This window comes from Isoptericola sp. NPDC019693, assembly GCF_044389085.1.
Lineage (GTDB): Bacteria > Actinomycetota > Actinomycetes > Actinomycetales > Cellulomonadaceae > Isoptericola.
The window spans coordinates 1,065,866-1,077,250 of sequence record NZ_JBIRXP010000001.1; the positions used below are offsets into that span (position 1 = coordinate 1,065,866).

Sequence of the window (11,385 nt, forward strand, 5' to 3'; positions counted from 1 at the left end):
GACGACCTAGGTCACACGCCGCGCGCTCGATAGGGTTCGCGCGTGACCCGCGCCCCCCGCCCGACGACGGCCGTCCTCGCCGTCCTCGTGGTCCTCGCCGGCCTCGGTGCCCGCGCCCTGCTCCCGGCAGCGGTCGGCGGGCCGCTCGGGGACGCCCTCTACGCGACGCTCGTCGTGCTCCTGGTCGCGCTCCTCGCCCCGCGTACCCGCCCCGTGGTGGCCGGCGTCATCGGGCTCGTCGTGTGCGCCGGGGTCGAGGCGGCATGGCTGACCGACGTCCCGGGCCGCGTGGTCGAGGCCTTCCCGCTCGCGCGGTACGCGCTCGGCACGGCGTTCACGCCGGCCGACGTGGCCTGGTACGCGGCGGGGGCCGTGGCCGGTGGCCTGCTGCTCGCCCTCCTCCGGCCCCGGGCGCGCGGGGTGGACCGCTCGCTGCGGCACGTGCGTGCCGCGGCCGGGGCCCGGCGCGGGGGCGCGCGCGTCGCGGTCCCCGTGGTGCTCGTCGTCGCGCTCGCCGGGGGCGCCGGCGCCCTCGCCTGGGTGCTGCGCGCCGAGACGCAGGACCTGTCCGCGCGCGTCGTCGTCGCGCAGGACGCGCTCGACGGCTCCGCCGACCGGGTGGCCGACGCCTCCGTCCGCGACGACCTCGCGGCGACGATCGCGGACGCGCGCGCCCTGGTCGACGCGACGCCGGTCCTGGACCGGATGCCCGGCGACGCCCCCGCGCTCGCCGCGCGGCTCGACGCCGACGTCGAGGCGGTGCAGGCCTCGCGCCTCGTGTTCGCCCGCGCCCAGGCAGCCGAGTCGCGCGACGCCCTCGCCCCGGTGGTGCGTCGTGCCGGCCGCGTGCTGGCCGCGACCGACGAGCTCGCCGAGAGCGGCCAGGACGCCGGCGCGGAGCGGCGCGCCTCGTCCCGCGACGCCCTCGGGACGGCCGAGGAGCTGACCGCCGAGGCCCAGGACGACCGCCTCGCCACGGCGTCCCTCACGGAGCTCGAGACCGCCGCGGCGGACCTCACGGCGCTGCGCGCCGACCTGGCGGACGCCACGACCGACCTCATGACGGCGCAGGACGCCGTCGTCTGCCCCGAGCCCGACCAGGTGTGGTTCCCGGAGGCCGGGAAGCTCTCGGCGAAGCGGCTCGCCCCGATCCCGTGGGCGCCGCAGTACTCCGTGCGCGCGGACGTCCTGGACGGGCTGGTGGCGCTCGACGCCGCCTACCGTGCGGAGTTCGGCCAGCACCTCACGGTGAACTCCGCCTACCGCAGCTACGAGCAGCAGGTCGAGGTGTTCAACCCCGCCGACCCGAACCCCCTCGCCGCCCCGCCCGGCTGCTCCAACCACGGCCTGGGCACCGCGGTGGACCTCTCCATGGGGCCGGAGGGCTTCGACGGCGCGCGCTACGCGTGGCTCAAGGAGCACGCCGAGGAGCACGGCTGGACCCACCCGGACTGGGCCGAGCCGGACGGCCGGCTGCCCGAGCCGTGGCACTGGCAGTCGGTCGAGACGCCGACGGAGTACTGAGGAGCCGAGCACCGACGTCCTGTCACGCCGCGGCGAGGCGCCGCACGTCGAACGGGACCTCCCGCGCCCCCTCGCCGTCGCGCACGACGCGCACGACGGGACGGTCGGGTCGCTCGCTCACCGCCTCGACGGGCACGCCGTCCACGAAGCGCAGGGCGGCGTACTCGTCCACCGCGTACCCCTCCGCGAGCGCCCCGGAGGCGACCCAGCCGAGGTAGGCCTCCCGCCGGTCCGCCTCGCCCAGGTAGTGCGGGCACGCGCTGCCCGCCAGGAGGCCCAGGCCGTCGTCCAGCGGCGCGAGCGGGCCGAAGGAGTCGGTCGAGGACGACTCGAACCAGCAGTTCATCCCCGCGCTGATCCCGGCGAGGACCGTGCCCTGCGCCGCGGCCCGGGCGAGCAGGTCGGGCAGGCCGTGCCGCCGCCAGACCACGAGCAGGTTCGCCGTCGAGCCTCCGCCCACGTACACGACGTCCTGCTCGAGCAGCATCTCCGGGTCGGTGTAGCCCCACGGCTCGCGGCAGAAGAGCGACAGCACCGACGTCCGGGCCCGCCCGGCGAACGCCTCCTCGAAGCGGCGGGCGTACCCGTGGTCGTCGCCGCTCGCGGTGGGCACGAAGCAGACCTTCGGGGTGGCCTTGCCGGTGAGGTCGAGCAGGTGGTCGTCGATCGCGGAGGAGCCGTCGTCGGACATCGAGAACCCGCCGCCGCCGAGGGCGAGCACCGTACCGGCCATTGTCCTGGGCATCGTCGTGAGCATGCCGGCACCCTACGGAGCCGGGCGCCCACGGCGCCTCCCCTTTGCCGCGCGGCCACCCCGGCCGGGACCTAGCGTGGTGCCCGTGACCTTCAACGAGGGCGGCGAGTTCGAGGGCGGCCGGGTCCGCAAGGGTGCGGGCGGACGCCGCGGCGCGGTCGTCGGCGGCGGCATCGGCGCCATCGTCGTCGCGCTGCTCGCCGTGTTCCTCGGCGGCGGCGACCTCGGGCAGCTCACCGGCGCCCTCGGCGGCGCGGTCCAGGACGCCGGCGCGCCCGCCGGCGACGGGCAGGAGCAGTACGTGGAGGCGTGCACGGCCGAGCAGGCGAACACCGACCGGGAGTGCCGGCTCTCGGCCACGGTGCAGTCCCTCGACGCCTACTGGCAGCGCGTGCTGCCGCAGCAGGCCGGGGTCGAGTACGCGCTGCCGCCGGTGGAGAGCTTCTCCGGCTCGACGACGACGGGGTGCGGCGCCGCCACCAGCGCGACCGGACCGTTCTACTGCCCGCCCGACCAGACCGTGTACGTCGACGTCTCCTTCTTCGACCAGCTCACGGCCCAGTTCGGCGCCGAGGGCGGCCCCCTGGCGGAGGAGTACGTCGTCGCGCACGAGGTCGGCCACCACGTCGAGCAGCTCCTCGGCGCGATGGACGCCGCCGACCGCAGCGGCAGCGGGCCGGAGTCCGACTCGGTGCGCATCGAGCTCATGGCCGACTGCCTGGCCGGCATGTGGGCGGGCTCCGCGGCGACGGAGGTCGACCCCGACACGGGCGTGACGTTCCTCGACCCGGTCTCCCCCGCCGAGCTGCGGCAGGCCCTCGACGCCGCGGCCGCCGTCGGCGACGACCGCATCCAGCAGCAGGCGACCGGCCAGGTCAGCCCGGAGGGCTTCACGCACGGCACCTCCGAGCAGCGGGTGCGGTGGTTCACCGTCGGGTACGAGGGCGGCACCCTGGACGACTGCGACACCCTGGCCGCGCGTTCGCTCTGAGGCCCGGCGGGCCCGGGCCGGACGCTCCCGGCTGCATCGACGCAGGCAGGCCCCTACGATCCGACCATGGGTGAAGCGCCACGGCAGCACACGATCCTCGTGACCGGAGCGGCCGGGCCCGCGGGCCGGGCGCTCGGCCCCCAGCTCGCGCGCCGTGCCGACGCCGCACTCCGGCGGGTGGTGGGGGTCGACCTGGCGCCCGCCCCGGGTCCGGGCTACGACGCCGTCGAGGCCGTGCCCGCGGCGGCCGACCCCGCGTACGACGCGGCGACGCTCGACCTGCTGCGCCGGCACCGTCCCCGCCTGGTGGTGCCCACCGTCTCCGACGAGCTGCCGCGCCTCGCGGTGCTCGCCGCGGCCGCCGGGCTCGGGGACGCGGTCGTGCTCTCGGCGCCGGGACCGACCGCCGTCGCCGCCGACAAGCTCCTCACGATGTGGTCGCTCGACCGCTGCTGGGTCTCCGTCCCGCGGCACCTGCCCGCCGACGCGCTGGGCTCGGCGGCCGAGGCCCTGGCGTGGGCCGGCGGCCCCGTCGTCGTCAAGCCGCGCGTCGCCCGCGGCGGGCGGGGCGTGCACGTGGTCGAGGCGGCCGACGACCCGGTCTGGGCGAGCACGGACGCGTCCTGGGTGGTGCAGGCGTTCGCCCCCGGCACCGAGTACAGCCCCCAGGTGTACCGCTCCCCCGTCGACGGTCGCTGCGTCGTGGTCGTGCTGGAGAAGACGGGCCGCAAGGAGGGCCGCGTGGGCAACGCGACCACGGTGGAGCGGCTGCCCGCAGGGGCGGCGGACGACGTCGCGAAGCTCGCCGTCCGCACCGCGGAGGCGCTCGACCTCGTCGGCCCGCTCGACATGGACGTCCGGCGCCTCGACGACGGCACGCCCGTGGTCCTCGAGGTCAACTCCCGGTTCGGGGCCGTCTCGGCGGGCGCACCGGAGGTGCTGGACGCGGTCCTCGACGAGTGGCCCTCGACGGGCGACCGGGTCGCGCCGTGACGTCCGTCCTCGTCGCGCTCGTCCTCGTCCTCGGCCTCTCGCTGCTGGTCGTCGGGCTGGTCCGCCTCGCGTTCGTCCCGGCCGCCCTCGTGTTCGAGGCCCGGCGCCGCCGCGACGACCCGGGCCCGGCCGGGTGCGGCCCGATGTTCCCCGAGGCGCCGATGGTGAGCGTCGTCGTGCCGGCGTACGAGGAGTCGGTGGTGATCGAGAACTGCGTGCGCTCCGTGCTGCGCAGCGAGCACCCGTCGCTCGAGATCGTGTGCGTCGACGACGGCTCGTCCGACGACACGTTCGCCCGCATGCAGCGGCTCGCCGCCGAGCACCCGCAGGTGCGGGCCCTGCGCCAGGACAACGCCGGCAAGGGCGCCGCGCTCAACACCGGGATCGCCGCGGCGCGGGGCGACGTCCTCGTGCTCGTCGACGCGGACGGGCTGTTCCGGCCGGACACGGTGACGCGGCTGCTGCGGGGGTTCCGCGACGACCGGGTCGGCGCCGTGTGCGGGAACGACCGTCCGGTCAACCTCGACCGCGTCCTCACCCGGCTGCTGTCGCTCATCAGCCACGTCGGGACCGGCCTCATGCGTCGCGCGCTCGACGTGCTGGGCTGCCTGCCGATCGTGTCGGGGAACATCGGCGCGTTCCGCCGGGACGTGCTCGACCGCGTCGGCGCGCTGCACACCGACACCCTCGGCGAGGACCTCGAGCTGACGTGGCGCGTCGCGCGGGCGGGCTACCGGGTGACGTTCGCGCCCGACGCCCTCGTCTACGCCGAGTCCCCGTCGACGCTGCGCGGCCTGTGGCGCCAGCGCGTGCGGTGGGCCCGCGGCCTGCTCCAGGTGACCTCCCTGCACCGCTCGATGGTCGGCAACCCGCGCTACGGCGCGTTCGGCGTCTACCTGCTGTACAACACGGCGGCCCAGGTCGTCGCACCGTTCGTGCAGGTCCTCGCCATGATCGCGCTCGCGGTCCTGGTGCTCGTCGACGGGCCCTCGTGGGCGCCGTCGTCCTGGTGGGCGTGGGTCCTGCTGCTCGGCCTGCCGCTGTCGCTCGCCCTGCTGCTCCTCGCGGTCCTCCTGGACCGGGCGCCCGGGGACCTCCGGCAGCTGTGGACGCTCCCCCTGTGGCCCGTCTACTCGCTGATGATGACCTTCGTCGTGCTCGACGCCGCGCGGCTCGAGCTGGGGAACGCGGAGAACCGATGGAACAAGCTGGACCGGAGCGGGACGGTGTCCGTGCGCGGGCTCGTCGACGACGATGGCCCTGGCTCCTGACCGTCGTCGTCACGCTCGGCGCGGCCGTCGGCGCCGCCGTGCTCCTCGCGCGACCGTGGGAGGACGTGCCGCCGACCATGCGGCCCGCCGTCGTCCCCGCGGAGGGACGCTCCGTCAGCGTCGACTTCGGCATCGTGACCGACCCCGGCACGGACTGGGCGGCGATCGACCGGCGCCTCGACGCCGCGGGCGCCAACGGCGTGGACCTCAACGCGGGGCGGGTCGAGTTCACGGCGTTCGACTGGCCCGCCCACCCGGAGGTCGCGGCCGAGCCCGGCAGCGACCACCTGTCGCGGGCGGCGCGCGCGCTGCAGCGGACCGCCGGCGGCACGCCGCGCGAGATCGGGCTCATCGTGGACGCGTACGTCCCCGAGTGGATCAAGGCCGACCCGTCGATCGCCGGGGTCTCGGCCAACGGCACCCGGTCCCCCTACCGGGCGTCGGCCTCGCAGCTCGCCAGGGGCGAGGTCGGCGACCGCCTCGTCGAGTACGTCACCGCTCTCGGTGAGCGCTACGACCCCAGCCGGATCGCCGTCACCGAGCTCTTCCTCAACTTCTACAGCTTCGGCGACGACGACCTCGCCCTCTACCGCGAGATGACGGGCGCCGACGACTGGCCGCGGGACGCCGACGGGCAGATCGACGACGAGGACCCCGGCCTCGGGACCTGGCGGTCGGAGGTGCTGGCCGGGCTGCTGGCCCGGATGCGCACCGGGCTCGACGGGGTGCGCGACGGCCAGGGCGCCCAGATCGAGCTCGCGATGGACGTCCGCGTCGACTGGGACGACCCGGCGTCCGGACTCCCGTCGAGCGGGCACGACTACCGGATCCTCCTGCGGTCGGCGGACCGCCTGGTCGTCTGGACGTACGTCGGGGCCAAGGCCCGCACCCCCGCGGACGTCGAGCGGCTCACCGGCTCGCTGGAGGCGGCGGGCTTCGACATGTCCCGCTTCACCATGTCGGTCGGCCTGTGGGCGGCGTCGGCGGACGCCGACCCGCCCCTGGCGATCTCGCCCGAGCGCATGGCGGCGACCCTCGAGGCCGCCGACACGCACGGCGTCGTCGACGTCAACGTCACCCCGCTCTCGCACCTGTCCGCGGCGCACTGGGCGACCCTGGACCAGGTCTGGGGCGGCGCCGCGCCTAGCGGGTCGGCAGGTCGGGGAGGGTGACGTCCACCTCGGTGCCCTGACCCGGCACGCTGCGGATCGACAGGACGCCGCCGTGGTCGTGCACGACCTGGTCCACCAGCGCGAGACCGAGGCCCGCGCCCCGCACCCGGCGCCGCCGCGTGTCGCGGGACCGGTAGAACCGCTGGGTGACCCGTTCGATCTCGTCGGGCGGGATGCCGGTGCCCTCGTCGGACACCAGCAGGCGCGCCAGGTGCGAGCCCGTGGGCGTCGCGCCGGTCGTCACGGCCACCCGGACCCGGGTGCCCCGGGCGCTGTACTTGATCGCGTTGCTGAGCAGGTTCTCGACCACGTGGCCCAGGCGGTCGGGGTCGGAGACGAGCGGGACGACGGCGTCCCCCTCGACCACGACCTCGATCCCGGCGGCCTCGGCCGCGGGGCGCTCGTTCTCGACGACGTCCCGCACCACCTGGACGACGTCCAGGTCGTGCCCCTCGAGCACCTGACGCCCCGCGACGATCTGGGCGCTGGTCAGCAGGTCGTCGATCAGGGCGCTCAGCCGGCGGGCGTTGCGCTCGACCACGCCCAGGTACTTCCGCTGCTCGTCGTCCAGCCGGTCCTCCTCGAGCCGCAGCAGGTCCACGTATCCCAGGATCGACCCGAGCGGCGTGCGCAGCTCGTGGCTCACCAGCCCGACGAACTCGTCCTGGATGCGTTCCTCCTCGTGGCGGACGGTCACGTCGGTGGCGACGACGAGGAAGCCCCCGGGCAGCTCGGGCACGGTCCCGTCGAGCGCCTGCCGCTCCGTCACGGTGAGCTCGAGGTACCGGCGCTCCCCGTCGGGCAGCGTCACGGGCCACTCCGCCACATGGGTGGCCCCCGTGACCGCGCTGCCCAGGACGACCCGGTTCGCCGCGTCAGGACCTGCGGCCGGCGCGGTGTCCGGTCCGGTGTCCGGTCCGGTGTCCGGCCCGCCGAGCTCGGACAGCCGGGCGGCGAGGGCCGTCCGGTCCACGAGCTGCGCCACGTCGAGGCCGACCAGGTCCTCCTCGGGGCGCCCGAACAGGCGCACCGTGCCCGGGCTGGCCCACACGACCCGGCCCGCGACGTCGGTCGCGACGAAGCCTTGCTCCGTCGCGGCGGCCATGATGCCCCGCAGGGCGTCCCGGGACTCCCGCAGGTGCCGCGCGGCCGTCGTGAGCTCGTCCCGCGCCCGGCTCAGCTGGTGGGCCTGGTCGCGCGCCACCCCCACGAAGCCGTGGGTGCCCACCGCGACCAGGCCGAGCACGAGCAGCACCACCAGCGCGTGCATGGCCGGGTGCACGCGCTCGACCGCGGTCAGCGGCAGCAGGATCGGGGCGAACAGGACCAGGACCGAGCCGCACATCGCCAGCACGAGCCCCCGGGCCTCGCGCTGCAGCGCCAGGCTCACGACCGGCAGGAACAGCAGCACGTCGAAGCTCGCCAGGACCAGGCCGGAGCCGATCTCCAGCGCCCCGATCGCCACCATCTGCGCCAGGGGCAGCGCGGAACGCCAGGCCTTCGGCCAGCGGTCCCACCGGCCGAGCCCGCCCACCAGCTGCACCACGACGACGAGAGTCACGGCGAGCGTGAGCCACGCCGGGTCCCCGTCGATGTCGCTGATCCGCAGGATCACCAGCACCACGAGGAAGGACACGGTGAGCGGGAGCTGCCGCAGCCCCACGGCGTCGTCGGCGAACCACGCGGTCCAGACCCGGTCGTACGCCTGGCCGAGACGGTGGCCCACGCCGGGGCTCATCAGGGGGCGCCGCCGCGGCCGACGTGCTCGTGCGCGGCAGTGGCCGGCGGGTTCAGCAGGGTCGACAGGTCGACCGGGACGCCCGAGTCCTGCCCGTCCACGGCGGGTGTCGCCCGCACGGCCGACGACCGGGCGAGCGTCTCGCTGGCCCGGACGGTCTCCAGGGGCTCCACCTCGCGCGCCGGGCTGAACCGTGCCCAGTACCGCGCCGTCGCGCGCACCACGTCCGGCTGCATGTACTCACGGTGCGCCTGCGACACGTACGCCGCCAGCATCCGCAGCTTCGTCTCGACGAACCCGTCGACGTCCACGAACCGGTTGGGCGCGAAGGCCACGGTCGCGGACGGGCTCTGGAAGCACCACAGGCTCGGCACCTGGCGTGCGGCGATCTGCACCGCACCGTTCACCGCGCGGTGGTCCTGGTGGCGGTCGTTCGCGCTGTGCGTGTAGACGCGGTGCGGGTCGACCTCCGCGACGAGGTCCTCGATCGCGCCGATCACCCCCGCGGCGGGGTCGAGGCGGGTGTCCGGGAAGTCGAGGTGCACCAGCCGTGCCCCGACGACGTCCGCCGCCGCGAGCGCCTCCTCGTGGCGCTCCGCGGCCACGCCGCCCACCGAGCCGCCCGAGAGCGTGAGGATCACCAGCTCGTCCCCCGCCGCGGCATGGGCGGCCAGGGTGGCGCCCACCCCGATCTCGACGTCGTCCGGGTGGGCCCCGACCGCCAGCACCCGTTGGCGGGACGACTGCCGTTCCCGGCGGGCGCGCTGGGCGAGCTCCGTGGCCCTCTCCACCACCGTGGACGCGGCGACCGGCTTGACCAGGAAGTCGTCGGCGGCCTCGCGCAGGGCCGTGACGGCGTGCGTGACGGTCGGGAACGCGGTGACGATCATGATCGGCAGCGTGGGGTCCAGGGCCCGGACCTCCGGAAGGATGTCCAGCCCGGAACGTCCCGGGAGCTGGATGTCGCTCACCAGGACGTCGTAGGTCGCCCGCCGCAGCGCGGCGAGCGCCTCCTCGGCGTCGGCCGCGAGGTCGACGTGCATCCCCCCGTACCGTCCGAGCGCGATGCGGACGAACTCCGCCGAGTCGGGGTCGTCCTCGAGCACGAGAGCCCGGAACACGTCGTCCGACACCGACCCTCCCTCGCACGCCAGCACGTCTGGCTCGTACCGTACGCGCCGCCCGCCGTGGACGCGCGAGGAAGGACCGGGATCGGGACGTGACGCGCTCAGCCGGCGTCGCGCGCCATGTGCCGCGCCGCCCGCATGCCGAACACGCATGCCGGCCCGATGGTCGACCCCGGCCCGGGGTACGTGCGGCCCATGACGGACGCGGACGTGTTGCCCGCCGCGTAGAGCCCCGCGATCACGCTCCCGTCCTCCCGCAGGGCGCGGCCGTCGGCGTCGGTGACCACGCCGCCCTTGGTCCCCAGGTCGCCGATCACGACCCGGTAGGCGACGAACGGGCCCTTCTCGATCGGGCCGAGGTTGGGGTTCGGGTGCACGAGCGGGTCGGAGTAGTACCGGTCGTAGGCCGAGTTACCGCGGCCGAAGTCGCCGTCCACCCCGGAGCGGGCGTACCCGTTGAACCGCTGCACGGTGGCGCGCAGCGTCCCGGGGTCGGCGCCGATCGCGTCGGCCAGCTCGGCGAGGGTGCCCGCCTTGTGCACGATCCCTGCCTCCTTCATCGCCCGGCCGGCGCGGGGGTCCAGCGCGAACGTCTGCAGGTACCGGCGGGTGGCGCGGGCGTCGAAGATGAGCCAGTAGGGGCCGTCCTTGTCGTGCGCGAGCATGTGGTGCCCGAGGTCGACGTACGACTCGGACTCGTTCGCGAACCGCTCGCCCTTCGCGTCCACCATGATCGAGAACGGCATCGACCGCTCCCCCACGATGAACGCCGGGGCGCCGCCCGGGGGCGCCTCGACCGACGCGCCCCACCAGGCGTCGTCCATGAGCTCCAGAGCGGCGCCGGCCTCGCGGGCGACGTCGATGACCTGGCCCACGTTCCCCGGGTTGCCCGAGGGGTTCCCGTCGATGCCGTGGTGCTTCTGCCGCCAGTCCGGGTTGGACTCGAAGCCGCCGGCCGCGAGCATCACGCCCCGCCTCGCCCCGACCGTCACGAGGCGCCCCTCGTGCCGCACGCGGACGCCCACGACGCGACCGCCGTCGACCACCAGGTCCTCCAGCGGCGAGGACAGCCACAGCGGCAGCTCGCGCTCGACGAGCAGCGCGCGCCCGAAGGACGTCATGAGGGCGTTGCCGATGCCCACCAGCCGCTTGCCGGTGACGAGCCCGCCGAGCGCGCGGAACACGAACCGCGCGCCGCGCACGAAGCCCGACGGCGTGGACCAGGCACGCCCCAGCAGCCACACGTCGTCCGTCTTCGCGGGCAGCGGCATCGCGGACCGCAGGGTGCCCCACCAGTCCCCGAGCGGCTTGGAGTCCAGCGGTTCCACCTCGATCGAGCGTCCGACCTTGCCGCCGGGGAGCTCCGGGTAGTAGTCGGGGTAGTCCTTGCCCCGGGCGAAGCGCATCCCGTACCGCTCCGCGGTCGTCACGAAGTCGGCCACCCCGTCGACGAACGCTTCCTTGCGCTCCCGCGACGCGGACCGGCCCGCGTCGCCGACCGTCTCCTCGAGGTAGGCCAGCGCCTCCTCGCGCGAGTCGCCCGCGCCGTCGCGCTGCATCAGCGGGTTGTCGGGCAGCCAGAGCCCGCCCCCGGACATCGCCGAGCTGCCGCCCCACTTCTCCGTGCTCTCGACGACCAGGACGCTCAGCCCCGCGTCCACGGCGCCCAGGGCGGTCGCGAAGCCGGCGGCACCGCTGCCCACCACGACGACGTCGTAGCTGGTGTCGAAGGTGTGGTCGAGCTCCTGCGCGGAAGGACCGGACATGACGACTCCTCTCATCCGGACAACCCTGTCCGGTTCGTTGCCGTCGATC

9 protein-coding genes are annotated in these 11,385 nt (G+C 75.3%); 5 read left to right on the forward strand and 4 right to left on the reverse strand.

What is annotated here, in order from left to right; genetic code table 11:
* The first annotated feature begins 42 nt into the window (after nt 1-42).
* On the forward strand, nt 43-1,524 hold the full coding sequence (locus ACH436_RS05010; protein ID WP_430559052.1) for a DUF2809 domain-containing protein: 1,482 nt from the start codon (nt 43-45) through the stop codon (nt 1,522-1,524).
* A gap of 22 nt (nt 1,525-1,546) precedes the next feature.
* Here ACH436_RS05010 and ACH436_RS05015 read toward each other — a convergent pair whose 3' ends face one another.
* The gene (locus ACH436_RS05015) at nt 1,547-2,269 is read right to left on the reverse strand and encodes a Type 1 glutamine amidotransferase-like domain-containing protein (protein WP_430559053.1); all 723 of its coding nucleotides are present in this window, start codon (nt 2,267-2,269) and stop codon (nt 1,547-1,549) included.
* A gap of 94 nt (nt 2,270-2,363) precedes the next feature.
* Here ACH436_RS05015 and ACH436_RS05020 point away from each other — a divergent pair, with 94 nt between their 5' ends.
* The 4 genes from ACH436_RS05020 (at nt 2,364) to ACH436_RS05035 (ending at nt 6,705) form a co-directional block, all read left to right on the forward strand.
* Complete coding sequence (locus ACH436_RS05020) at nt 2,364-3,269, forward strand: neutral zinc metallopeptidase (RefSeq protein ID WP_430559054.1); 906 nt, start codon at nt 2,364-2,366, stop codon at nt 3,267-3,269.
* A gap of 66 nt (nt 3,270-3,335) precedes the next feature.
* Entirely contained in the window at nt 3,336-4,262 is a 927-nt protein-coding gene (locus ACH436_RS05025) for an ATP-grasp domain-containing protein (protein ID WP_430559055.1), read from the forward strand.
* Nucleotides 4,259-5,533 carry a glycosyltransferase gene (locus tag ACH436_RS05030; protein ID WP_430559056.1) on the forward strand — a complete coding sequence of 425 codons (1,275 nt, stop codon included), beginning with the start codon at nt 4,259-4,261 and terminating at the stop codon, nt 5,531-5,533. Before ACH436_RS05025 ends, ACH436_RS05030 begins: the two co-directional genes overlap by 4 nt.
* On the forward strand, nt 5,461-6,705 hold the full coding sequence (locus ACH436_RS05035) for a hypothetical protein (protein WP_430559057.1): 1,245 nt from the start codon (nt 5,461-5,463) through the stop codon (nt 6,703-6,705). The genes ACH436_RS05030 and ACH436_RS05035 overlap by 73 nt, the downstream gene beginning before the upstream one ends.
* On the opposite strand, the gene ACH436_RS05040 is transcribed toward ACH436_RS05035, so the two are convergent.
* The 3 genes from ACH436_RS05040 to ACH436_RS05050 all read right to left on the reverse strand — a co-directional run bounded on the left by ACH436_RS05040 (nt 6,677) and on the right by ACH436_RS05050 (nt 11,336).
* Nucleotides 6,677-8,431, reverse strand: a complete 1,755-nt coding sequence (locus tag ACH436_RS05040; protein ID WP_430559058.1) for an ATP-binding protein — start codon at nt 8,429-8,431, stop codon at nt 6,677-6,679. The genes ACH436_RS05035 and ACH436_RS05040 overlap by 29 nt on opposite strands.
* An 11-nt stretch (nt 8,432-8,442) precedes the next feature.
* The gene (locus tag ACH436_RS05045; RefSeq protein WP_430559059.1) at nt 8,443-9,576 is read right to left on the reverse strand and encodes a PIG-L family deacetylase; all 1,134 of its coding nucleotides are present in this window, start codon (nt 9,574-9,576) and stop codon (nt 8,443-8,445) included.
* A 95-nt stretch (nt 9,577-9,671) separates the two neighbouring features.
* Entirely contained in the window at nt 9,672-11,336 is a 1,665-nt protein-coding gene (locus ACH436_RS05050) for an FAD-dependent oxidoreductase (protein ID WP_430559060.1), read from the reverse strand.
* Between the last annotated feature and the right edge of the window lie 49 nt (nt 11,337-11,385).